The organism is Curvibacter cyanobacteriorum (assembly GCF_028649475.1).
In the GTDB taxonomy this organism is placed as follows: Bacteria; Pseudomonadota; Gammaproteobacteria; order Burkholderiales; family Burkholderiaceae_C; genus Curvibacter; species Curvibacter cyanobacteriorum.
The window spans coordinates 748,089-772,335 of record NZ_JAQSIP010000001.1 but is presented as its reverse complement, the minus strand read 5'-3'; the positions used below and the strand labels follow the sequence as shown (position 1 = coordinate 772,335).

Genomic DNA, 24,247 nt, shown 5'->3' with positions numbered 1-24,247 from the left:
TCCGGTGGATAGCAGCCCGGATCATCACACGGTTTCAGGTGTGCGCGGTCCGGGCAAGGGGATGGATGGGTCAACTCGCCTTGCGGCGCGGCGTTTTGACCGCCGCTGCCGGGGCTTTGCCGGTGGCTTTGGTCGGGGTTTTGGGGGCCTTGCTGCTGCGCGGCGCCTTGATCTGCGCCTGTTCCAGCCACAAAAGGCTGTCGACCTGGGCCACCAGGTGTTCGAGGTAGGCTGGCGAGAGCTTGCGCAGCAACTCCAGCGAGCGCAGCAACAGCATCTGGGAGTTGAAGGGCCCGGCCTGGTCGGGCGCCTGGGTCAGTGCCTGGCGCACGCGCTGTTCGGCGCGCAGGCGGGTCCAGCCCGGCCGGAAGCGGGCCGCGCTCTTGAGTTCGGGCACGCCACCGCGCAGCCGCACCTCCCCTTCGGTGGGCACGCGGGCACTGGCCTGTTCGAGGTAGGCCGTCAGCTCGGCCAGCACGCCCGGCTGGGGGGGGGGCGGAGGCGCCCCGCCTGCGGCGCGGCGCAGGCCGGCCCAGTCGTGCGCGGCCAGCCGTCGCGCCAGCTCACCCGCCGCCTCCGGGGCCTGGGGGGCGAGGGCGTCGATGCGGCGTCGTGCCTCGGCTTCGCGCTCGTTCAGCGCCGTGTGCAGGGCTTGCAGACCTTGCTCCAGGCGCGCCTGCAGGCCTTGTGCGCGGTGCGCCGGCACGCAGGCAAGCCGCTCGGCCAGCAGCTGCAGGGCCTTGAAGGGCAGCGGCTGCAGCCGATCGGCGCCCCGGGCCTGCAAGGCCGCCAGGGCCAGAAGCGCGGCGTCCGCGCCCCGCGCCCCGGGTCGGGCTTCGGCGGGGGCAGGCGTCGCGGCGGGGGCCGGCGTGTCAGGCATTTCAGGTGCTGGTGTCCCGTCTGGCCCGGTCCCGGTCGGCGGCCGTGGGGCGGCGCTGGTCGGCTCCCCATCGGGCGAAGCTAGCGAAGTGGGCTCAGTGCGCTCAGTGGGCACGCGGGCCTCGGAGGGCGAGGGCGCATCGACGCCCCCAGCGGAGGGCTCGGGCTCGGACGAGGGCCAGGCGGGCGTGGTCAGGGTGGGGGGCACGGTCACGGGCGCGGTCTCAGGCACGGTCATGGGCGTGGGCTCGGCGGGGGGCTGGCCTTGGGCACCGGGGCCATTTCGACGCGGCGGTTCAGGCTGCGGCCGCGCTCGTCGGTGTTGGCGGCCACGGGCTGTTCGGCCCCGAAAGCGGCCGCGAACAGCAGCGACGAGGGCATGCCTTCGTCGATCAGCGCGCGCGTGACGGTCAGCGCGCGCTGGGCGGACAGCTCGAGGTTGTCGCTGAAGCGGCGGTTGCCGTCCTGGATCGGGCTGTCATCGGTGAAGCCGCTGACCATCAGCATCTCATCGCGCTCACCGAGGTACACGCGCAGCGGCTGCACCAGGGTCTTGAGCAGTTGGCGGCCTTCGGGGCGCAGCTGGTCCGAGTTGAGGGGGAACAGCACGCTGCCACTGATGCCGATGCGCCCGTTGTTGAGGGTCACACGGCCGCTTTGCAGCGGGATGGCCAACGCTTTCTCGAGCGCCATGCGGCGGGTCTCTTCGACCTTGCGCTTTTCCACCTCGGCTTGCAGGCTGGTGGTCAGGTCGATCTGCACCAGCAGCACGCCCATCAGGATCAGCACAAAGGCGCCCAGCAAGCCGGACATCAGGTCGCCAAACACGGCCCAGACCGGGGCGCCGGGCTCCGGGCTGTCATCGCGTTCTTCGAGCTGGCTCATCCGGCGCTTCCTTCGGTCAGCGCCTGGCGGGCCGGCAACTGACGCAGGTCTTCCACAATGCCACGCTGCGCCGCGATGCTGAGGTCGATCACCTCACGCGCCTGGGCCACGTAGTAGGCCAGCTGCTCGTCGCTGCGGCTGCTGGACTGGGCCAGCGTGGTTTCGATGCGCTGCAGCGTGTCGATCAGTTGCGTGTTGCTCTCGCTGAACAGCTGCACCCCGTGCTGGAAGGCGCCCCCCAGCGTGGCGAGTTCGATCGCGCTGCTGCTGAGGTCGGCGGACAACATCTCGGCGCGCTGGGCTTGCACACCCAGGCTGTCGGCGACGCGGGCGCTGGCCTGTTCCAGCAAGGCCAGGGCCTGGCTGCCCAGGGCCCCGACGGCTTGGCTGTGCTCGCCGGCGCTCTGCTCCAGGGCCTGCAGCAGGGCGCCCAGGCGGTCCATCAGGGCCACCCGTTCGCTGAGGGTCTGCTGGTCGCGCTGGCTCAGCTGGCTGACCTGCTCGCGCAGCTGCATCAGCAGCTCGGCGGCGGCTTGCGGCACCTCGGCAGCGGTCTGCATCAGGCGGCTCATGGGGGTTTCCAGGGCCTGACCCAGGGTGCCGAGCTGCTGGGCCACCGCGGCTTCAAGCGCGCCCAGGCGGGCCACTGCGGCCTGGCCCCGTTGGTCTTCGTCGCGGCGCAACTGCGCCATCTCGGTGCGCCAGAGGTCGGCCATCTCACCGAGGTGTTGGCGGTGCTGCTCGGCCCATTGGGCTTCGGCGCCCTGGCGGGCGGTGCTCAGGGCTTCGGACTGCTGCAGGAGCTGCTGCCACGCGGTCAGGGTGCGCTCGGCCTGGGCCACGCTGTGCTGGCTGATCTCGCGCGCGGTGAGCTGCAGCTGGTGGCTGACCGCGCGTTGCAGCTGGCTGAGCTCGGCCACGGCCTGTTGGTGGCGGCCGGCTTCTTCGGCGCGCAGGGTGCTGAATTCTTGGCGCCACAGCTGGACCATCTGCTCGAGGTGGGCGCCTTGCTGTTGCGCCCATTGCGCCTCGGCCTCGCGGCGGCTCAGGGCCTGAGCCTCGGCTTCGCGGCGCAGTTGTTGCAGCGCGGCCAGGGTGTGCTCGGCGTCCTGGCGGCTTTGGGCACTGACCTCGGCGGCGCTGCTTTGCAGCTGCTCGCTGACCGCCTGCTGGACGGCCCCCAGCTGGGCCAGCGCTGCCTGTTGGCGCTCGGCTTCTTCGGCGCGCAGCGCACTGAACTCCTGGCGCCACAGCTGGGCCATCTGCTCGAGGTGGGCCGCTTGTTGCTGGGCCCACTGGGCCTCGGCTTCGAGGCGGCTGCGGGCCTGGGTGTCGGCCTGGCTGCTGAGCTGCTGCAGCGCCGCCAGGGTTTTGGCGGCCTCGGTCTGGCTTTGGCGGCTGACCTGGTCGACCGTCGCCTGCAGCTGGGCACTGACGCTGTGCTGCAAGGCGCCCAGTTGGGCCAGAGCGGCCTGTTGGCGCTCGGCTTCTTCGGCACGCAGCGCGCTGAACTCCTGGCGCCACAACTGGGCCATCTGCTCCAGGTGGGCCGCCTGCTGCTGGGCCCACTGGGCCTCGGCTTCGCGGCGGCCCTGGGCCTGGGCCTCGGCCTGTTGGCTCAGCTGTTGCAGGGCCGCCAGGGTTTGGCTGGCCTGCTCGCGGCTTTGTTGACTGACCTCGGCCACGGTCTGCTGCAGGCCTTGGCGCAGGGTCTCGGTGGTCGCCTGCAAGCCCTGGTGCAGCGCCTGGTGCTGGGCCTCGACCTGGGCGTCGCGCGCCTGCTGGGTGGCCTGGGCTTCGCGGGCCTGGCCTTGCAGCACACCGGTCCATTCGGCCAGGCGGGCCTGGTCGCGCTCGGCCCAGTCGGCCTGGGCTTGACGGGCCTGCTCTTGCACGTCGCGCAGCAGTTGCTCGGCGCGCTGGGCCAGGGCGTGGCTGAACTGGTTCATCTGCTGCTCCCACTGGCCCAGCAGGCGTTCGCCGTGCGTGCTTTGCTGGCTCAGGGCCTGGGTGAAGCCTTGCTGGAGTTGCTCGGCGCTCTGGCCCAGGGTCTGGCGCAGGCCGTCGAGTTGGGCCTGGGCGGTGTCACCGAGGCGGGTTTGCAGTTCACGCGAGGAGTTGACGACCTCGGCCATGGCCGCCGTGACCACGGGCTGGAGGCTGTCGCCGGCCAGGCGGGCGCTTTCCGACAGGCTGTCCTTGAGCGCCACGCCCACGCTGCGGGCCAGCTCGGTGTAGGCCTCGCTGGCTTGCCGGTGGAAGGCGCTCTGTTGGTCCAGCAGGCGCTGGCTCAGGGCTTCGCTGCTGCTTTGCACCTGGGCCATCAGCGCCTGCAGGCCGTCCACCGCGGCCGGCAGCACGGTGGCCTGCACCTGCAGCACGCGCAGGGTTTCCTGGCGTTGGTGGGCCAGGCTCAGGGGGCGGAAGCTCTGGCTGATCTGGGCGTCCAGGGGGCGCAGCACGGCCTGGCGCTCGCGCCGGCTCAGGGCCGACAGCAAGCCCAGCACCGCCGAACTGGCCACCCCGGCGATCGAGGTGCCAAACGACAGGCCCAGGCCCTGGATGGGGGCGGCCAGGGCGTCGCGCATGGCCAGCAGGTCGGTCGAGCCCTGCAGGGCGAACAAGGCGCCCTTGAAGGTCACCACCATGCCCAAAAAGGTGCCCAGCATGCCCAACATGACCAGCAGGCCCACCAGGTAGGGGGTGAGCGCCGGGCCGGGCAGGGCGGCCCGTTCGCCCTCCACGCGCTGGCGCAGGGTCGGGCGCAGGGGCGCGGGCAGGCGGTTCAGCCAGTCGTCCAGCGCGGGGGACGTGTCCCCGGCTGCTGGCAGCAGGGCCTGCAGGCCCGCGCGCAGAGCCTCGGTGCCCTGGTTGTAGCGGTGCAGCTCCAGCGCCCCGAAGCCGTACACCAGGGTGATCAGGGCGGTGATGGCCAGGGCCAGGGTGTTGGAATCCCAAAAGCCAGCGCCCACCCAGGCCAGGGTCAGCAGACCGGTGGCAAACAGCACGGCGAAAACAATCCTGTGGTTCATGGCGTCGACTTGACCTCGTTCTTGAATGCTTCAATCAGGCCCTGCAGGGGCTGGAGGCGCACCTCCAACTCGGCCAGCAGCAGGTCCTGCATGTCTTGGCGAAAGCCGGCCTGCCAGGGCGGGGCCGGGGCGGCCAGCAGGGCCGACACCGCGTCGGGCCCGTCAGCCGGGGTGTCGGGGGCGCTGGCCTGGGCCAGCCGCAGTTGCTCAAAGCGCTTTTCCAGCAGCGACGGCACCTTGGGCAGCAGCTTTTCGGCCCGCGCGTCCAGCGTGGCCCCCAGCGCCACGTCCAGGGTGGCGAGCTGGCGCAACACCGGGGTGGCGGCGAACAGGCTTTGGCGCACCTGGCCCCGCAAGGCCCCGATGCGGGTGTCCATCAGGTGCTGCAAGGCCTGGTAGCGTTGCTTGAACACGGGCCAGCTGAGTTCGGGCTCCTCGGCCTGAGGCCGGGCCGTGCTTTGGAACCGGCTCAGCCGCGCGGGCTTGGGCGCGGGGGCCGGGCTGGTGCGCTCGTGGATGGCCTGCACCAGGGTTTGCTGCAGGCGGTCCAGCGCCTGGGCCAGGGCCGCGGCGCTGGCCTCGGTGGGCGCGGTGCCGGGGTCCTGGCTGCTCGCCTTCAGGGTCTGGTGGGCGGCGTGCAGGTTGACCGCGTCAAACACCCCCAGCCAAGGGCTCAGGCGCTGCACCAGGTCGTGCTCGGCGGGACCCACCGCTTGGTGGGCCCAACTGCTGAGCAGGCGAACCAGGCGCGAACTGCTGAAACTGCTTGGCAAAACCATTCCTTCGCCTGCCCCGGGGGCAGGCCCATGTTTGTCGTCTCGGAGGCCGGGGCCCACGGTGCTTGAGGTTGACCGGTGCGGCCCGCCTCGGGATCCGGCCATTTGGCGGTGCCTCGGGGCCGTGATCCGGTCTTGCCGGGCAGAGGGGGGCACGGGGCCCCCGTGCTGGCGGGGCGCCGTTAGAAGGGCTGACCGCTGCCGGCGGGCCCGCGGCCTCCCCGCGGGTGAGCTCCCTTCCATTCGGGGGCTGACCTGCTGGCGGTGGGCCGCCCATGCCCCTCAAAACCCGGGGGGCTGGGCGCTATTTGGTGGCGCCTTGCGCTGGGTCAAGCCCCTGGTCGGCCGGTGTGGGCCCGCTTCCTCCCTGCCAGATGGCAAGCCTTCTATTATCGCCCGGGTGCCTGGGCTGCCAGCCGTTGCCGCCAGCGGGCCCGCCGGCGCGAGGTCGGCAGCGGTGTTTTCTCACTGTTTGAGCGCTTTTTTCTGTTTTCTTTTCTCGTCCATGATCAATTCCCCGCGTTGCACCCCCCGACTGAGCCTGGCCCTGTGCATGGTCTTGCCCCCGGCGGCCTTGATGCCGCTGCTGTGTGCGCTGAGCGGTGTGGGCTACCCCGATCTGGGGCGGTCCAGCGACGCGCTGTGGCAGGTGGTGGTGCCACTGGAGGCACTGACCTTGTTGTGGCTGCTGGGGGTCACGCGCTGGGCGGGTTGGTGGCCGGGCCTGGCGCAGGTCGGACCGGCGCCGGCGCTGCCCAGGGTGTTCTGGCTGCTGCCCGGGGTGTGGGGGGCGGTGTGTGGCCAGCGCCTGCTGTCGGTGGCGTGGTCGGCGCTGCCGGCCAGCGAGGTGGCCACCTTGTTGCTGGCCACGGCCCTGGTCGGGCTCAGCGAAGAGCTCCTGTTCCGGGGCCTGGTGGTGTGGGGCGCGCTGGGCGGGCGGGCCTGGCGCCCCTGGCTCGAAACCCGCGCCCTCTGGGTCAGCGCCATCGCCTTTGGTCTGTACCACCTGCCCAATGCCGCCTCGGGTCAGGACCTGGCGCTGACCGGCGTGCAGGTGGCGGTGGCGACCCTGATGGGCGCGGTCTTCTACCTGGCCCGGCGTTTGTCCGGGGGGCTGGCGCTGCCGGTGCTGATGCACTGGGGCTGGGATTTTTCCACCTTCGCGCTGCTGCGCACCGGGGCCGCCACGCCCCCAGCGGGCCCCTGGGCCTGGGCCGGTGCCACACTCAGTGGCGTGCTGGCCACGGGGGCCTTGGCGACCTTGCTGTGGTTCAGCCTGCGCGCGCGCCGCAGCGGGGTGTGATCCGGGGGCGCCCCGGCGTCCCTGATGTCAGAGTTTCTTGAAGGTGTGCAGCTGGTCCTTGGGCAGCACATGCACACCAAAGAACAGGCCACCGGCACTGGTGGCCTGGGTCATGTCGCCTGCGATGCGCACCAGCACCTGCTGCCCGTTCTCCTCGATCAGATCGGCGTGGTGGACGTAGACCAGGCTGGCCGGCACCAGGCCGGAAGGCTTGCCGCCCACCAGGTGCAGGCTGCCGATCTGCACGTCCTGGCCACGGGACCTGAGTTCGCCCCGGCTGCCGCGCTCGATCAGCTGGGTCAGGGTGGCCGCGCCCGTCAGCAGGTCGGCCCGCACCGCCTGCAGCACCCCCGGGCTCGGCGCCTTGACCTGCTCCGGCGCATACGGCTGGGGGACGTGGTACAGGTAACGGCCCACCCAGCCGGGGCCACTGAGGTGGTAGATCAGGGTCAGGCGGTACTGGCCGTCGCTGCATTCTTGCAGCGTGACAAAGGGCTGCAGGCTCAGGTAGCCGCCCTGGGCCCGCCAGTAGGGCCGGTCCTGCAGGGTCTGCAGTGTGATGCGGTAGGGGTCCACGGCCGCCAGGCGCTCTTCCAGGGCCTCGGCAGCGTAGCGGTTGACGGCCGAGGTGATGGCCTCCGCGACAAACGGCACGGGCATCAACAGCCCCACGGCGCTGTCCTCGGGCAGCAGGACAAATTGGGTGTGCGGCACCGGCTTGGCTTTGTCGGGCAGGGCCTCCGGCAGGGAGCGGCTGACACTCAGGCCCTGCGCCAGGTCATGACCCGACAGCGGCACGCTGGGCTGCAGTGACGTGCAGGCGCTCAGCACGAGCGAACAGAGGAAGGTGGCCGTGGCCAGGCGCAAGTAGGCAATCGACATGGGGCAGCATTGAATGTGTGACCGGCGCACTTTACCGCGCCGCGCGCGGTGAAAGGGCTGACCAAACCCTGCGCCAAACGCTCTGCCAATCGCTCTGCCATTTGCTGCGCCATTTGCTGCGCCATTTGCTCCGCTTTTCCCCTCGTCATTCGTCTGCTCATTCATCTGCTCATTCGTCCGGTCCTCCGCCTGCGTCGGGGCCCTCGCCGGGCCCAGGGCGGCGGGCACTGCGCGGCGGGACGGTGCTGGGTTAGAGTCCAGCGCTGAGCCGGGCCGGCCCGGGGCTGTGAGGGCGCCCGGACCGGACCGCGCTGATTTGTTTTGAGACCGACCTGCCAAGCCATGAACCGACTGCAAACCGAACTGCAACGCCTCTACGCGATCCCGCCGCAGCCCGCTGTGCCCGACCCGAACGAGCCGCCACGGGCCCTGGTGCTTGAACTGGCGCGTCCGGCCGATTGGAGCGCGCTGTCGGCGGTCTGGCTGGGTGTGCAAGCCGATCTGGCGCTGCCGGCGCCCGCGATCGCTGTCAATGGCGTCGACGCCTACCAGCTGTGGTTTGCGCTGGCTGAGCCGGTGACACCGGCCCAGGCCCAGGCCTTCCTCGACGCCCTGTGCCACCGGTACCTGAGCGACATCGTGCAACGGCGCCCGCAGCGCCTGACCCGCTGGCCGCGCCCCGCGGGCCAGGCCCCGGAGCCGCTGCCCGAACTGCCGCGCGAACAGGCGGCTGGCGGGCTCTGGTCGGCCTTTGTGGCGCCCGACCTGGCAGCCGTGTTTGGCGACGAACCGTGGTTGGACCTGCCACCCGGCATCGAGGCCCAGGCCGACCAGCTGGCCCGCCTGGCGCTGATCAAACCGGCCGATTTCGAGCGCGCGCTGGCCGAGTTGCAGGCCGATGTGCGGCGCGCGGCCGAGTTTGCCACACCTGCTTCGGGCTCGCCAGCGGGCGATGCCGGCGCGGCGGGGGCCTCGGGCGCTTCTGCTGCTGGGGGGGCCGGGCCCCGCGCGGGGGCGGCGCCGCCAGCGCACCCGGCGCCGACCGAGTCTGCACCGCCGCTGCGGGTCGATCTGCCGCCCACCGACGATCCGCGGGCCTTTTTGCGGTCGGTCATGAACCACCCCGAGCTGGACCTGGCCTGGCGCCTCGAGGCGGCCAAGGCCCTGCTGCGCCAGGTTTGACCAGCCCGCTGCACGGTTGGGAGCACGGTGCTAAAGTGCCGCGCAGCGGCTCGCACTGCGGCACCGGTGCAGGGCCGGCGCGTGGCGGGTCGCGCCCACGGAGACACCATGAGCGACACGCCTGAATCAGACCGTCCAGAGCAGACGGCGCCCCCAGCCCCCCTTAAACACCGTTCGGCCACGCTGTACGAAGGCACCATCCGGGCCACCACGCGCAGTTTTCTGTACGCGCTGGGCCAGGATGACGAGGACATTGAACGCCCGCACATCGGGGTGTTCCACACCGGCGGGGAGATGAGCCCCTGCAACCTCAACCTGCGCGAACAGGCCCAGCATGCCAAGACCGGCATTTATGCGGCCGGTGGCACGCCCCATGAATGCCCGGTGGTGTCGGTCAGCGACGGTTTGACCATGGCGCATTCGGGCATGCGCTTTTCCCTGGTGTCGCGCGAGCTGATTGCCGACAGCGTCGAGGCCTCGGTGCGGGGCCACCAATGGGACGGCATCTTTGGCCTGGGCGCCTGCGACAAGAACCTGCCGGGCCTGATGATGGGCATGGTGCGCTGCAATGTGCCCAGTGTGTTTGTGCACGGTGGCTCGGCGCTGCCCGGGCAGATGCCTGGGCCCGACGGGCGCGACCTCAATGTGGTCGACACCTACGAAACCATTGGCCAGGTGCTGGCCGGCCAGGCCACGCCCGAGCAACTGGCCGAGGTCAGCCAGGCCTGCCTGCCGTCGGCGGGCGCCTGTGCCGGGCAGTTCACCGCCAACACCATGGGCATGGTCAGCGAGGCCCTGGGGCTGGCCCCCATTGGTTCCAGCATGGTGCCGGCGGTGTTCAGCGAACGCGCGCCGCTGATGCGCCGCGCCGCGCGCCAACTGATGGCGGCCGTGCACGCCACGCTGACGGGTGGGGCGCCGCTGCCGCGCGACATCGTGACGCGCCAGGCCCTGGAGAACGCTTGCGCCGTGGTCTCGGCCACGGGGGGCTCGACCAACGCCGCGCTGCACATCCCCGCCATCGCCCACGAGGCCGGCATCCGCTTTCACCTCGACGACGTGGCCGAGGTGTTTGCCCGCACCCCCTTGATCGGTGACTTGCGCCCCGGCGGCCGCTACCTGGCGCGCGACGTGCACTACATCGGTGGCGCCGGGGTGATCCTGCGCGAACTGTTGGCCGGGGGCTTTCTGCACGGCGATGTGCTGACCTTCACCGGCCGCACCTTGGCGGAAGAATTGGCCGACGCCAACGCCCCCGATGGCCGCGTGGTGCGCCGCCTGGCCGATGCGTTGAGCCGCGATGGGGGCTTGGCCGTGCTCAAGGGCAATTTGTGCCCGGACGGCGCGCTGCTCAAGACCGCCGGCCTCAAGACCCTGGTGCACAGCGGCCCGGCGCGGGTGTTTGAGAACGAAGAAGAAGCCCAGGCCGCCGTCCAGGCCATGCGCTACGAGCGCGGCGACGTGATCGTGATCCGCAACGAAGGCCCCAAGGGCAGCCCCGGCATGCGCGAGATGCTGGGCATCACCGCCTTGCTTTACGGCCAGGGCATGGGCGACCAGGTGGCCCTGCTCACCGATGGGCGTTTTTCGGGCGCCACGCGGGGCCTGTGCATCGGCTATGCGGGGCCCGAGGCCGCCGACGGCGGGCCGATTGCGCTGCTGCGCAACGGTGACCGCGTGCACATCGACGCCCGTGCCGGGGTGCGCAGCATCACCGTGGACCTCAGTGACGAAGTCCTGGCCCAGCGCGCCGCCGAGCGGGCCCAGGCCGGTCTGCGTGGGCGCCGCCCCCTGGGCGGCGTGCTCGAAAAGTACGCCGCCACCGTGCGCCCCAGCCACCAGGGCGCGGTCACCCACTCGGGGGGCGTGGTCTGGCTGCGCGACGAAAGCTGACCCGCACCGATTGAGCGGCCCCGGCAGCGTCTGGCCTGTGCCGCGGGGCCGCGGCTTCGGTCGTCCCGTGGGCTTTGAACTTTGTGAACCTTGTGACCCTTGCTGAAGCCATGAACACTGACAGCCAACCCCTGCCTCATCCCACGCCCCTGCGCCTCGGCGTGTTGGGCTGCGCCAGCATCGCCCACAAGTTCTGCCGTGACGTGGCCCCCAGCCCCTTGGTGCGTGTGGTCGCAGTGGCCAGCCGCCGGGCCGACAAAGCCGCCGACTTTGCCCGTCACCACGGCATCGGGCGCTGGCACGCGGCTTACGAGGCCTTGCTGGCCGACCCCGAGGTGGACGCCATCTACCTGCCACTGCCCAACAGCCTGCACGCGGCCTGGGCCATCCGCGCCGCCGAGGCGGGCAAGCATGTGCTGTGCGAGAAGCCATTGGCCCTGAACCTGGCCGAGGCCCAGGCGATGTTTGCCGCAGCCCAGGCCCACGGCGTGCAATTGGTCGAGGCCTATCCCTACGCCTTTCAGCCGCAGCACCAGCACCTGATGGCCTTGCTGGCCGAGGGCGCCATCGGCGAAGTGCGCTCCGTTCAGGCCTGTTTCGGGTTCATGCTGCCGCCGGTGCCGGGCAACATTCGCCTGCAAGCCGGGCTGGGCGGTGGCGCCTTGCTGGATGCGGGCAGCTACGCGCTGAGCCTCATCCGGGCGGTCATGGGCCAGGCCCCCGTGCGGGTGCTGGCCGATGCCAGCTGGACCCGCAGCGGGGTGGACATCAGCCTCATGGCGACCCTGCATTACGCCGACGGGCGCCGGGCCCAGTTGTCCTGTGCCATGGACACCGCCAACCACCGCCGTGCCACTTTGGTGGGCAGCGCGGGCACGCTGGAGACCGAGTTCCTCAACCACACCGCGCCAGCACCCGATCCCCAGACCGGCTTCTTGCCCAGCCAGATGCGGCTGCGTCGGGGGACGGCGAACACCATCGCTTTTGAGGAGCTGCACGACGCCACAGGCAGTGGCTTCCGCTTCGCGGCCGAGGCCTTTGCGCGCGGCGTGGCCCAAACCGACCCGGTGGCCCTGGCTCGCCTGACCCAGGCCAGCCTGGACAACGCCGCCACGCTGGAGGCGCTGGGCCAAAGCGCCCGCCTTGGGCAAGCGGTGGCCGTGGCCACCGTCGCTGAGGTGGCGCGGGCCTGATCCAGCCCGGCCCAGGCGCAGGCAGGCGCCGCCCCAGGCCAGCGGCGGGGTGGGGGCAGCGCGCCGCCGGGGTCAGCGCACGTCGATGCTGGTGGGCCCCAGGCCCCCGCTGCTGACGCTGCCCAGCGCCGTCAGGCCGCAGCCCGCCTGGATCGCGTACTGGCTCAGGCTGGCCGAGCCGGTGTTGGTCACGTACAGGTACAGGCTGTCCGGGCTGATCGCCAGACCGGTCGGCAGGCTGCCCGCGCTCACGGGGCCGCTGGCGGCGGCGGTCAAGCCGCTGCTGGTCACCACATAGGCCGACACCGTGCCGTCACCGCGGTTGCTGACATAGGCACATTGGCCGTTGGGGCTGACCCGGATGCCGCGCGGCGTGTTGCCGGTGGCCACGCTCGCGGGGCTCATGGCGCTCAGTGCCCCCGTGCTGCCGATGTTGAATTGCGCCACCTTGGCGCTGTCGGCCAGCACCACATAAAGCGTGTTGCTGCCGGGTCCGATGTCCATGGCCAGGGGGTTGCTGCCCACCGCGGTGGTGCTGACGCTGCCGCTGCTCAACGCGGTGAGGGCGCCGCCACTGCCCACGGTGTAGGGGGTCAGCGTGTTGCTGCCCGCGTTGGCGACATAGGCGAATTGGCCGTTCGGGCTCAGCGCCACCGCGTAGGGCGTGCTTTGGGTGTCCACCGTGGCAGGCGACAGTGCCGACAGGCTGCCGCTGCTGGCCACCGCGAACTGCGACAGGGTCTTGTCGGTGTAGTTGGCCACGTACAAGGCACTGCCGCTGCTGCCCACCGCCAGGCCCCGGCTTTCGCTGACCGCCGCGGTGCGCGCCGACAGGGTGGGGGCGCCGGTGCTGGACAACGTGAAGGTGGAGATGTTCTTGTCGTCCTGGTGCACCGTGAAGGCCCGGCTGCCATCGGGGCTCAGCGCCAGCGCGGTGGGCGGGTAGCTGGTGCTCAGCACACCGCCGCTCAGGGCGCTGAGCGCACCCTCCCGGCCCACGCTGAAGCTCGCCAGTTGGCTGCTGCCGGTGTTGGTGACATAGGCCACATAGCCGCGGCAACTCACCAGCACGCTGGTGACGTCCGCGCTGGCCGTGCCGCTGCCCTGGCTGACCACGCAGGTCTGGCCGTTGGGGTGGCTTTTGACGGTGACGGCATAGCTGCTGGCCGGAGTGTCGAAGGCAAAACGGGTGGCGTCAGAGGCCACGCTTTTGGTGTCGGTGCCGTTGGCCAGCACCAACCCTGCGGTGTTCAGGCCGCTGATGGTGCCGCCAATGGTGTAACTGCCACTGCTGCCCCCACCGCCGCAGGCGCTCAGCAGGCTCAAAAGCAGCACGCCTGGTACAAAGCGTTTACCGGGGCTTGACAAGTCTGAAATATTCATTTTTAAATTGTTTTAAAGGGCTTGGCGCGAGTATAGAGACGGCGTCCTGAGCCGCTTTGGGACGGGTTGTATCGAGGGCTGGATCAGGGGTTTGAGCAATGGTTTGAACAATGGTTTGGGGGGGCTTGAAGGTGGACCGGGCCGCCCCGGCCTGGCGCGCCGACGACCCGCGGTTGTCCCTCCGGCGCTGCCCGTCGCGCGGCCCTGGTGGGCCAGGTCGGCGGTGTTGGGCCCCCGGGGGGCGGACGCGGCAAAGCGGTCTGACCGCCCGCTTTATGGCGCCACAATAGGGTTTTGTTTGCCCGCGTCTGGCCCTGCCAGCGGGGCACCTGACCCGACGTTCTGGCCGATGCGCATCCTTCACACCTCCGACTGGCACCTGGGCCAGCATTTCATGGGCAAGAGCCGGCAGGCCGAGCACCAGGCCTTGATCGACTGGCTGCTGCAGCAGGTGCAAGCCCACGCGGTGGACGCGGTGCTGGTGGCCGGCGACTTGTTCGACACTGGCACGCCCCCCAGCTACGCGCGGGAGCTGTACAGCCAGTGCGTGGTCCGCCTGCACGAGGCGGGCGTGCCGCTGCTGCTGCTGGGCGGCAACCACGATTCGGTCGCCATGCTGCGCGAGAACCAGTCCCTGCTGGCCTGCCTGGGCGCCACCGTGGTGCCTTCGGTGCTGGGCGAGGGGGCCGAGGCCTTGGTCGAATTGCCGCAACGCGCGTCGGCGGCACCGGCCGTCAGCGACGACCCCACGCCCGACCTGTTCGCTGTGCCGCAGGGGACGGGCGCGCCGGGCTGCCTGGTGTGCGCCATCCCTTACCTGCGCGCGCGGGACCTGCTGCAAAGTCAGGCCGGGCAGAGCGCCGAGGACAAACAGGCCGACCTGCAGCAGGCCATCCAGGCCTATTACGAGCGCGTCTATCAGGCGGCCCTGCAGCGGCAGGCCGACTGGTTGGCGCGTACCGGTCAGCGCGTGCCCATCATCGCCACCGGGCACCTGACCACCGTGGGGGCCAGCGCCAGTGAGTCGGTGCGCGAGATCTACGTCGGGGCGCTGGAGGCGTTTCCGACCCGCGCGTTCCCGCCCGCCGACTACATCGCGCTGGGCCACATCCACCGGCCGCAAAAGGTCGGGGGCCTGGACCACATCCGCTACAGCGGCTCGCCGTTGGCGCTGAGCTTTGACGAAGCGCGCCAACGCAAGGAGGTGCTGCTGGTCGATCTGGACGCCCGCGGCCTGCGCGCCGTCACCGCCTTGCCGGTGCCGGTGTTCCAGCCCTTGATGGCGCTGCGTGGTTCGCTGAGCGAGTTGCCGGCCGCGCTGGCCGAAGCCGCCCAGGCGGGGCGACCAGACAGCCCCGTGTGGCTCGAAGTCACGGTGACCGAGGACGACTACCTCAGCGACCTGCCGCAGCGCCTGCAGGCCCTGACCGAGGGGTTGCCGGTCGAACTGCTGCGCCTGCGCCGTGAACGTGGTACCGCCAGCGCCCGGCTCAGCGCCCAGGCGCGCGAAACCCTGGACGAACTCAGCCCACAGGAGGTGTTTGCGCGGCGCCTTCAACAAGAAACCCAGAGCCCGGAGTGGCAGCAGGCCCTGAGCCAGCGCTACCAGCAGGTGCTGAGCCAGTTGCAGGAGGGGGCCGCATGAGGATCCTCAGCCTGCGCCTGAAAAACCTCAACTCGCTCAAGGGCGAATGGCGGGTCGACTTCACCCAGCCGCCGTTCCGCGACAACGGCTTGTTCGCCATCACCGGGCCGACCGGGGCCGGCAAGTCGACCTTGCTGGACGCGATCTGCCTGGCCCTCTACCACGAGACGCCCCGGCTCAAGACCATCTCGGCCTCGGCCAACGACATCATGACCCGCCACACCGCGGACTGCCTGGCCGAGGTCGAGTTCGAGGTGCAGGGCCAGGTCTACCGCGCCTTCTGGAGCCAACGCCGCGCGCGTGACAAGGTGGACGGCGCGCTGCAGGCGGCCAAGGTGGAGCTGGCACACGGCGACGGCCGCATCCTCAGCACCCAGACCCAGGACAAGCTGCGCCAGGTCGAGGCCATCACGGGCTTGGACTTTGCGCGCTTCACCAAGTCCATGCTGCTGGCCCAGGGCGGCTTTGCGGCATTTCTCAACGCCAGTGCCAATGAGCGGGCCGAGCTGCTGGAGGAGCTGACCGGCACCGACATCTACGGTCAGATCTCGCAGGCGGTGTTCGAGCAGGCGCGCCTGGCCCGTGAGCGGCTCGACCAGCTGCGGGCCCGGGCCGAAGGCATGGAGCTGCTGAGCCCCGAGCAGCAAGCCCAGCTGCAGCAGGACATCGAGCACCTGGCCGCGCAACTGGCCCAGTTGCAGACCGAGTCGCAAAGCACCGAACAGGCCCGCCAGTGGGGCCTGGCGCTGGTGCGCAGCGAGGCCGCGGTGGCGTCGGCCCAGGCCCAGCACGACCAGGCCCAGCAGGCTTGGCAGGCGCTGGCCCCGTGGCGCGAGCGCCTGGCGCTGGACGCCCCGGCGCAGGCCCTGCAGCCCTTGTACCGCGAACGCCAGCAAGCGCAGCAAGCGCAGGCCGAGGCGCAGGCGGCGCTGGCGCAGCAGCAGGCCGACCTGCAAGCCTTGCAAGTCCGACAGCACGCCGGGCACCGGCGCGCCGTGCGCTGGGCCGAGGCCCAACAACAACAGGCCCAGCACGGGCTGGACACGCTGCAACAGGCCCTGCAGGCACTGGACGATTGGCGTCAGCAACACGCGCGCCAGGCGCAGTGGGGCGAGCACCTGTTGGCCTGGCGCCAGCAACTGGCCCAGCGCGAGGCCCGTGCCAGCGCCCTGGCGCAGCAGGCGCTGCAGCGCGAACAGGCGCACGAGGCCTGGCTGGCGGCGCAGCAACAGGTTCAGGCGCTGAGCGTGCAGCGCCAGCAAGCCGAACAGGCCCAGGCCCAGGCCGGGGCCCAACTGCAAACCCTGCAGCAGGCCCAGGCCCAGCGCTTGGGGGGCCAGACCGGGGGGCAATGGCGTCAGCGCGCCCAGGCCAGTCTGGCCCGCGGTCACCGCTGGCAGGCCCTGGCGAGCCAGGCCCAGGCCTTGCGGCAGGGGCAGGCCCAACAGCACACCCTGCATGCCCAGCTGGCCCAGGGGCAGTCCGAGCTTGGCCCGCTGCAACAGGCGCTGGACGCGCTGCGCCAACAGTACGCCCAGACCAAGGCCCGGGTCGCCGACAAGGAGCAACTGTTGGCGCTGGAGCGCCGCATCCACAGCCTCGAAGCCCACCGCCTGCAATTGCAGCCGGGGCAGGCCTGCCCGCTGTGTGGCGCCCTGGAGCACCCGGCCGTGGCCGCCTACCAGGCCCTTGACGTCAGCGCCACCGAGACCGCGTTGCAGGCCCTGCAACAGGCCTTGGAGCATTGCCAGCAGCAAGGGCAGGCCGCCGCCGCCGCGCTGGCCGCCCACCAGGCCCGCCTGGCCCAGTGGCAGACCCAACACGACCAGGGGGCCGAGGCCTGGGCGCAGGCCCTCGCGGCCTGGCCCGAGGGGCCTGAACTGCAGGCCTTGGCCGACGCCTCCGGCACCGCCTGCCCCGACTGGTCCGACGCCCTGGTCTGGCCCGCGCTGCTGGCTCAGGTGGCACAGCAGGCACAGCAGGACCAGGCGGCCCTGCAGGCCCTGGAGGAGGGCGAGCAAGCCCTGCAGGTCGCCCAACAGGCGCAGCACACGGCGCAGCAGGCGGTGCAGCAGCTGATCAGCCAGTGCGAGCTGGCCGAGCAGCGTGCCCAAGGGCTGCAAACCCGATTCAGCGAACTGGCACACGCCGCCCAAGCCCAGCAGCGCGACGCCGAGGCCGACGATCAGCGCTGGCGCGAGGCCTTGCAGGCCCTGGGCCTGGACTGGCCGGCCGACCCCGCCGCCTGGCTGGCGGCCCGCGAGCGCGACTGGCAGGACTGGCAAGCGGCCGAGCAGCGGCGCCAGGCCCTGGCGGTCGAGCAGCAGCGTCAACAGCAGGTGCTGGACGCGGCCCGCCAGACCCTGGCCCATTGGCAGGCTGCCCTGCAGGCGCTGGGCCCCGCCGAGGAGGGCGGTGGTGCCGGGCGGGAGGCCGATTTACCCGCCGACGAGCCCGCCGACCTACCTCCCGATCTGGGCGCAGCCCTCGCCGAGGCGGGCGTGTCCCTGGCCGCGCTGGCCCAGCGACGGGCCCGCCTGGAGGGGCAGAGCACCCAACTGGCGCAAGCCCTGTCCCAGGCCCTGGCGCGGGGCCAGCAACTGGCGCAGGACTGGCAGGCGGCCTTGCAGGCCAGCCCCTGGGCCGATGACGCAGCGTTCGAGGCCGCTCTCCTGACGCCGGAGCAGCGCAGCGCTTGGCAGGCCCAACTGGCCCAGGCCGAGCGCCAGGTCCATGAGGCCCAGGCCCTGTGGGCGCAGGCACAAAGCCAGCAGGCGCAGGTGCAGGCGCAAGGCCCCCAACTGAACCCCGACGCCTTGGACCTGGCCACCCTGGAGGCCCGGGTGGCCCAACAAGCGGCCCAGCGCCAGGCGTGGACCGAGTCCTGGGCGGCGCAACGCGCGCTGCTGCAGAACGACGAACAACGGCGCCAGAACCAGCAGGCCCTGTGGGCGCAACTGGCCGAGCAGGCGGCGGACGTCGACGTCTGGCAGCGTCTGGACAGCCTGATCGGCTCGGCGCGCGGTGACAAGTTCCGCCGCTTTGCCCAGGGCCTCACGCTGGACCACCTGCTGCACCTGGCCAACCGCCACCTGGAGCGGCTGCACGGCCGCTACCTGCTGCGGCGCAAGGGCTCAGGCGAACTGGAGCTGGACATCGTGGACGCCTGGCAGGGCGAGGTCACCCGCGACACCCGCACGCTGTCGGGCGGTGAGAGCTTCTTGGTCAGCCTGGCGCTGGCGCTGGCCTTGTCGGACTTGGTCAGCCACAAGACCTCGATCGATTCGCTGTTCCTCGACGAAGGCTTTGGCACCCTGGACGGCGACACGCTGGACATCGCCTTGAACGCCCTCGACACCTTGAACGCCAGCGGCAAGATGATCGGCGTGATCAGCCACGTGGAAGGCCTCAAGGAGCGCATTCCGGCCCAGATCCGGGTGGAAAAGGGCAGTGGCATCGGGCACTCGCGGCTGCGCATCTGAGGGCGGCGGTGCCGGGTCAGCGCGTGGGCGGGGCACGCGCTTTGGCGGGGCCCTGCCGTGGGCGCCCCGATGTAGTGGCTCCGGGGTGGGCTTGGGCTGGGCCTGGTGTGGGCCTGGGGTGGGTGGTCAGCGTAGCGGGGGGGCCGCCCCCAGGGCGTTGAGTTGGGCTTGCAGCGGGGCGACAGCGTGATCGACGACCGCGTCCTCGGCCCTCAGGAGGCCATTGATGTTGCCGCTCGGGCTGGTCAGGCGCTTGACGTACAGCGCGTACCCGGTGCCGCCATTGGCCGGCCACCAGTCGCCTTCGCCTTCATTGACGCTGTTGCGGTAGGCGTAGATTTTCTCGAGGCTGTAGCTGGCGTTGAGCTTGATGCACAGGATTTGTCCCACGTAGCTGCCGGAGGTCTGGTTCTCGCAGCCGTAGCGACCGTCTGCGCTGGCCACCAGGCCGTTGCCGTAGGTGCCTGAGGACAGCGTGGTCTGCAGCAGCGGCGCCTCCGCCACCCAGCCCGACGGGGTGTAGCTGGTCAAGACCCAGACGCCCTTGAGGTTGGCGGCGTTGGCCGCATAACCGAAGTTCAGCCGGGAGATGGCCTTTTCGGTCTCGCCCGGGAAGGTCACAAAGCCATTCAGCCCATCGGTGAAGCGCAAGGACACGGTGCCGACCGAGCCGACGGTCACGGCCTGGCGTGGCCCGCTGCCAAACGACGGCCCCCCCTGGTGCCGCAGCATCTGGGTGCTGACCCGTTGGTCGGCCAGGGTGCCGACGGCGGTGAAGAAGGCCGGTCGACCATCCGCGTCATAGGCAAAGACCTGCATGGCAAAGATGTTGTTTTGGACATCGATGCCCAAACCTCGGCCGGGCAGCCCGTTGTTTTCGGCATTGACCACCCAGACCCCGGCTTGGGGCACAAAGGCGTGGGCGCTGACACAGAGGGCAGCAGACAAAACCAGAAGGCGAGCGTGGTTCATGTTGGCTTTCGGTTGGGGCCGCTGGCGGCCGGGGGGGCGGTGACGGGCAAGCAGTCGGGCCTGATGGACCTGATGGATCTGATCGGCCGGTTGAGCCGCTGACGGTCAGGCGGACAGGGTGATGGGAGGGCGGTGCTGGCAGGACGCTGGAGGCCACAACAAAGGCCTTCCGTCGGTCGGAAAGTGCCGTCGAATGTCTTAAATGGCATATCCATACCGATCTATTCAAATGTATCATTCGACCTGTCGCGGGGCGCTGCTTCTGCGCCGCCAACTCCACCTTCCATCCCGATCGACCCATGTCCAGTCCCTCTCTGGTCTTGTTGAACCGCTGTGCAGACCGCGCGGCGTCCCTGCCTTGGCCGCTGGGGGTGTTGCTGGCCCTGCTGTCGCTGGCCTGCTGGCAGATGGCCAGTCTGGCGCCGATGGGGCCGGCCACACGCTGGTTGACCGCGCACGCCGCGGGCTGGGTGGGGGCCTTTGTGGAGGCCTTGCCCCTGTTGGGCCTGTCTTTGGCGGCCCTGTCCTTTTGGGGCCGGCAGCGCCACCAGCGCCGCCTGGCGGCCCTGGTGCGCGATCCCGACACCGAGGCCCTGGTGCGCTTGCGGCCCCGCGAGGTCGAGCAACTGCTGCTGCGCCTCTACACCGTGCAAGGCTATGAGCACAACGCCCACCTCGACGAGCCCAACCAGTGGGTGATGTGGTTTGAAGGCGAAAAACAGGTGTTTCATGCCCAGCATTGGCGCGCCTTGCGCGTGGGGGTCGAGGTGGTGCGCGAGCTGCGCTCGGTGATCGAGGGCATCGGCGCCGAGGGTGGGGTGGTGTTCAGCACCGGCACCTTCAGTGCGGCGGCGCAGTCCTACGCGAACGGCCGTTCGATCACCCTGGTCGACGGCCCGACGCTGCTGCAACTGCTGCGCGACTACGACGCCAACCGCTTGGGGCCGGCCGTCAGCGTGCCGCCGCCCAGCCAGGACATCCGCCGCCTGCCGCCCACCCAGGTGCTGCCCGGCGTGCGGCGCATGACCCCGTCACCGCGCCCGCAGTGTCCCCATTGCAGCCGCCCGATGCTGCGCCGCCATGAGCTGGACGGGCCCCGCGCAGGCGAGCCCTATTGGGGCTGTGCGGGCTTTCCGGTGTGCTCCGGTCGCCGGCCGCTGGCCTGATTCGGCGGCGGGCGCGCTGCAGCGCCTGGGGGGGGGCGGGCGCTCGGGCCGGCCCAACTTTACAAAGGGGCGACCAAACTGCCGCACGGCGGTCAAAGGCCAGTGCCACACTGGCCTTTGCCTTTTTTGTTGGGAAGTCATGTCCATAGAAGCCAAGCGCTGGCTGCGCCCCGTGTTGGGGTTGGCCTTGCTGGGGGCCGTGCTGTTCGGTGCCCAAAGACTGTTGTTTGCCCCCCCGCCCGAACCCGCCTACATCACCGCCCCGGTGCGGCGCGCCGACATCGAAGACACGGTGTTGGCCAATGGCACCCTGAAGGCGTTTCGCCAGGTCAGCGTCGGGGCCCAGGTCTCGGGCCAGGTGCGCTCACTCAAGGTCAAGCTGGGGGACACGGTGAGCAAGGGGCAGCTGGTGGCCGAAATTGATTCGCTGACCCAGCAGAACACGCTGCGCAACGCCGAGGCTGCCCTGGCCAGCGCGGCGGCCCAGATGCGCTCGGCCGAAGCCACCCTGAACCAGGCCGATCTGGCCCTGAAACGGCAGCAGCAGATGCGCGCCTCCGAGGCCAGCTCGCAGGCCGACCTGGAGGCTGCTGCGGCCACCTACAAAACCAGCCTGGCCAGCGTCGAGGCCCTGCGCGCCCAGGTCGAGCAGGCCAAGGTGGTGGTTGACACCGCCCGGGTCAACCTGGGCTACACCCGCATCGCCTCGCCGATCGACGGCCAGGTGGTCGCCGTGGTGACCGAAGAAGGCACCACCGTCAACGCCAACCAGTCGACCCCGACCATCATCATCGTGGCCAAGGTCGACACCATGACGGTCAAGGCGTCGATCTCCGAGGCCGACGTCACCAGCGTCAAGCCCGGGCAAAGCGTGTACTTCACCATCCTCGGCGAGCCCGAGCGGCGCTACGAGGCCACGCTGCGCACCATCGAGCCGGCCACCGACAGCATCACCAGCAGCACCACGTCCAGCGCAAGCAGTTCGTCCAGCAGCAGCTCGACCACCAGCGCCACCGCCATCTACTACAACGGCTTGTTCGATGTGCCCAACCCGGACAACAAGCTGCGCATCTCGATGACCGCCATGGTCAGCATCGTGCGTGGCCAGGCCCAGGGGGCGCTGACCGTGCCGGTGGGCGCCCTCAGCGCGCGGCAAGCCGACGGGCGCTACCAGGTCAAGGTGCTGGACGCCGAGGGCCGGGTGGTGCCGCGGCCCATCCGCGTCGGCATCAACAACAACGTGATGGTCCAAGTGCTGGAGGGCCTGAACGAGGGCGACCGCGTGGTGCTGGGCCAGGCCTTGGCCAACGCCGACGCCCCCAAGGCCGGTCCGGGCGGCGGCATGCGCCCGCCGCCGGGCCTGTGACGGGATCGGTGCGCCATGCGTGATCTCCACCCAGCCCCGCGACCCAGCGGAACGGCCCCGCCAGCCTCGCCCTCGGCCCACGCCCTGAACGGGGTGGCCTCGGAACCGCCGTCGGCGGCGGCCACCCCCTTGTTGTCGCTGCAAGGCGTCTGGCGCGAGTTCCCGGTCGGTGACGGGGTGCTGGCCGTCTTGAAAGATGTGCACTTGGACATCGCGGCCGGCGAGATGATCGCCATCGTCGGCCAATCGGGGTCCGGCAAGTCCACGCTGATGAACCTGATTGGCTGCCTGGACCAGCCCAGCCGCGGCAGCTACCGCATCGCCGGGCGCGAGGTGGGCAGCCTGCTGCCCGACGAGCTGGCGGCGCTGCGGCGCGGGCATTTCGGCTTCATCTTTCAGCGCTACCACCTGCTGGGTGACCTGTCCGCCGCGGCCAATGTCGAGGTACCGGCCATTTACGCGGGGCGCGGGCGGCCGCAGCGCAAGGCGCGGGCCCAGGCCCTGCTGGAGCGCCTGGGCCTGGGCGGCCGCACCGACCACGTGCCGGGCAAGTTGTCGGGCGGCCAGCAGCAGCGGGTGTCGATTGCACGCGCCTTGATGAATGGCGGCAGCGTCATCCTGGCCGATGAACCCACCGGCGCGCTGGACACCCAGGCGGGCGCCGAGGTCATGAAGATCCTGGGGGAGCTCAATGCCCTGGGCCACACCATCATCCTGGTCACCCACGACCTGCAGGTGGCGCGGCACGCCCGCCGCATTGTGACCTTGCGCGATGGGGTGGTGGTGTCGGACGACGCCAACACCCCGGTGGTGGGCGAGGGCGCCGCACCCGGGGCCCCGGCCACGGCCCCGGTGGGGGCGACCCAGGCCCAGGCCGACCCGGCCCAGGCGGAACCCCCAGCGGAGGACCCCAAGGCGGTGGCCTCTTCGGAAGAGACCGAGGCGGTGCCCCCTTCGGAGGCGCCTGGGCCCGCGGGGGGCCGCCTGGCGGCGGTCGGGCGCTGGTTCGACCGCTTCGGCGAGGCTTTCCGGATGGCCTTGCTGGCCATGAACGCGCACCGGCTGCGCACCTTGTTGACGATGCTGGGCATCATCATCGGCATCGCCTCGGTGGTGTCGGTGGTAGCGCTGGGCGAGGGCTCGCGCCGCAAGGTGCTGGCCAACATCAGCTCGATTGGCACCAACACCATCGATGTCTATTCGGGCACCAGCTTTGGCGACCCGCGCTCGGCACGCATCCAGACCCTGCGGCCTTCGGACGCCGACGCGCTGAGCGAGCAAAGCTACGTGGACAGCGTGACGCCCAATGTGCAGAGCGCCTTGACAGCGCGCTTTGCCAATGTCGACGCCTCGGTGCAGGTCAGTGGCGTGGGCGAACAGTACTTCCGCGTCAAGGGCCTGAGCCTGGCGCAAGGGACGGCCTTCAGCCCGGCCGCGGTGCAGGCGATTGCACAGGTGGCGGTGATCGATGACAACGCGCGCAAGAAGTTGTTTCCCACCACCGATCCGGTCGGCCAGGTGCTGTTGCTGGGCAGCATGCCGGTCACGGTGATCGGTGTGACCGCCAAGCGAGACAGCTTCGGGCCCAACGCCGAAAGCCTCAATGTCTACGTGCCCTACACCACCGCCATGCGGCGCCTGATCGGGCAGGGCTACCTGCGCAGCATCACGGTGCGGGTGGACGACGGCACGCCGATGGCAGCGGCCGAGCAGGGCATTCAGCAGTTGATGGAGCGGCGCCATGGGCGGGTGGACTTTTACGTGCTCAACACCGACAGCATCCGCCAGACCATCGAGAACACCACCCGCACCATGACCTTGCTGGTGTCGTCGATCGCGGTGATCTCGCTCATCGTGGGGGGCATTGGGGTCATGAACATCATGCTGGTCAGCGTCACCGAGCGCACCGGCGAGATCGGGGTGCGCATGGCGGTGGGCGCGCGACAGAGCGACATCCAGCAGCAGTTTCTGATCGAGGCGGTGCTGGTCTGCCTGCTGGGCGGGGTGCTGGGCATCCTGGCGGCGCTGGGCTTTGGCGCGGTGTTCTCGCGCCTCAGCAGCAGTTTCACGATCGCTTTCTCGCCCCTGGCGATGGCCGCGGCCTTTGTGTGTTCCACCCTGATCGGGGTGGTGTTTGGGTACTTGCCGGCGCGCGCGGCAGCCCGCCTCAACCCGATCGAGGCCCTGGCCCGCGATTGAAAGCGGCCT

General features: G+C 70.5%; 16 protein-coding genes. 9 read left to right on the top strand and 7 right to left on the bottom strand.

The features are described 5' to 3' along the window. Positions 1–70: 70 nt before the first annotated feature. The 4 genes from PSQ40_RS03290 to PSQ40_RS03275 are packed head-to-tail and all read right to left on the bottom strand — an operon-like array spanning position 71 to position 5,569. A complete protein-coding gene (locus PSQ40_RS03290; protein ID WP_273948785.1) occupies positions 71–1,117 on the bottom strand; it encodes a DUF2894 domain-containing protein in 1,047 nt (348 codons plus the stop codon). Then, positions 1,114–1,764, bottom strand: a complete 651-nt coding sequence (locus tag PSQ40_RS03285) for an OmpA family protein (RefSeq protein ID WP_273948783.1) — start codon at positions 1,762–1,764, stop codon at positions 1,114–1,116. The genes PSQ40_RS03290 and PSQ40_RS03285 overlap by 4 nt, the downstream gene beginning before the upstream one ends. After that, positions 1,761–4,796 carry a hypothetical protein gene (locus tag PSQ40_RS03280; RefSeq protein WP_273948781.1) on the bottom strand — a complete coding sequence of 1,012 codons (3,036 nt, stop codon included), beginning with the start codon at positions 4,794–4,796 and terminating at the stop codon, positions 1,761–1,763. Before PSQ40_RS03280 ends, PSQ40_RS03285 begins: the two co-directional genes overlap by 4 nt. After that, positions 4,793–5,569, bottom strand: coding sequence for a DUF3348 family protein (locus PSQ40_RS03275; protein ID WP_273948779.1), 777 nt, complete (start codon positions 5,567–5,569; stop codon positions 4,793–4,795). The genes PSQ40_RS03280 and PSQ40_RS03275 overlap by 4 nt, the downstream gene beginning before the upstream one ends. A 508-nt stretch (positions 5,570–6,077) precedes the next feature. Between PSQ40_RS03275 and PSQ40_RS03270 the strand changes: the two genes are divergently transcribed. Further along, on the top strand, positions 6,078–6,875 hold the full coding sequence (locus PSQ40_RS03270; protein WP_273948776.1) for a CPBP family intramembrane glutamic endopeptidase: 798 nt from the start codon (positions 6,078–6,080) through the stop codon (positions 6,873–6,875). A gap of 27 nt (positions 6,876–6,902) precedes the next feature. Here PSQ40_RS03270 and PSQ40_RS03265 read toward each other — a convergent pair whose 3' ends face one another. Then, a complete protein-coding gene (locus tag PSQ40_RS03265) occupies positions 6,903–7,757 on the bottom strand; it encodes a hypothetical protein (protein WP_273948774.1) in 855 nt (284 codons plus the stop codon). A gap of 342 nt (positions 7,758–8,099) precedes the next feature. Between PSQ40_RS03265 and PSQ40_RS03260 the strand changes: the two genes are divergently transcribed. From PSQ40_RS03260 to PSQ40_RS03250, 3 genes are all read left to right on the top strand, one after another. Continuing rightward, entirely contained in the window at positions 8,100–8,939 is an 840-nt protein-coding gene (locus tag PSQ40_RS03260) for a hypothetical protein (protein WP_273948771.1), read from the top strand. A gap of 108 nt (positions 8,940–9,047) precedes the next feature. Then, the gene (gene ilvD, locus PSQ40_RS03255) at positions 9,048–10,832 is read left to right on the top strand and encodes a dihydroxy-acid dehydratase (protein ID WP_273948770.1); all 1,785 of its coding nucleotides are present in this window, start codon (positions 9,048–9,050) and stop codon (positions 10,830–10,832) included. Positions 10,833–10,942: 110 nt separating this feature from the next. Beyond that, positions 10,943–12,025 (top strand): Gfo/Idh/MocA family protein, encoded by a 1,083-nt coding sequence (locus PSQ40_RS03250; RefSeq protein ID WP_273948767.1) that lies wholly within the window; start codon positions 10,943–10,945, stop codon positions 12,023–12,025. Between the two features lie 72 nt (positions 12,026–12,097). On the opposite strand, the gene PSQ40_RS03245 is transcribed toward PSQ40_RS03250, so the two are convergent. Beyond that, on the bottom strand, positions 12,098–13,408 hold the full coding sequence (locus PSQ40_RS03245) for a lactonase family protein (RefSeq protein WP_273948765.1): 1,311 nt from the start codon (positions 13,406–13,408) through the stop codon (positions 12,098–12,100). Between the two features lie 349 nt (positions 13,409–13,757). On the opposite strand from PSQ40_RS03245, the gene sbcD reads away from it, so the two are divergent. Both sbcD and PSQ40_RS03235 read left to right on the top strand, forming a co-directional pair. Further along, positions 13,758–15,053 (top strand): exonuclease subunit SbcD, encoded by a 1,296-nt coding sequence (sbcD, locus tag PSQ40_RS03240; protein ID WP_273948763.1) that lies wholly within the window; start codon positions 13,758–13,760, stop codon positions 15,051–15,053. Then, positions 15,050–18,535, top strand: a complete 3,486-nt coding sequence (locus PSQ40_RS03235) for an AAA family ATPase (protein ID WP_273948761.1) — start codon at positions 15,050–15,052, stop codon at positions 18,533–18,535. Before sbcD ends, PSQ40_RS03235 begins: the two co-directional genes overlap by 4 nt. A 126-nt stretch (positions 18,536–18,661) precedes the next feature. Here PSQ40_RS03235 and PSQ40_RS03230 read toward each other — a convergent pair whose 3' ends face one another. Further along, positions 18,662–19,507: a hypothetical protein gene (locus tag PSQ40_RS03230; protein WP_273948760.1), complete on the bottom strand. Its 846-nt coding sequence runs from the start codon at positions 19,505–19,507 to the stop codon at positions 18,662–18,664. A gap of 299 nt (positions 19,508–19,806) precedes the next feature. Here PSQ40_RS03230 and PSQ40_RS03225 point away from each other — a divergent pair, with 299 nt between their 5' ends. From PSQ40_RS03225 to PSQ40_RS03215, 3 genes are all read left to right on the top strand, one after another. Further along, positions 19,807–20,673 (top strand): restriction endonuclease, encoded by an 867-nt coding sequence (locus PSQ40_RS03225; RefSeq protein WP_273948758.1) that lies wholly within the window; start codon positions 19,807–19,809, stop codon positions 20,671–20,673. Between the two features lie 139 nt (positions 20,674–20,812). Beyond that, positions 20,813–22,039, top strand: coding sequence for an efflux RND transporter periplasmic adaptor subunit (locus PSQ40_RS03220; protein ID WP_273948756.1), 1,227 nt, complete (start codon positions 20,813–20,815; stop codon positions 22,037–22,039). Between the two features lie 15 nt (positions 22,040–22,054). Next, the gene (locus tag PSQ40_RS03215; RefSeq protein ID WP_273948753.1) at positions 22,055–24,238 is read left to right on the top strand and encodes a MacB family efflux pump subunit; all 2,184 of its coding nucleotides are present in this window, start codon (positions 22,055–22,057) and stop codon (positions 24,236–24,238) included. Positions 24,239–24,247: the final 9 nt, after the last annotated feature.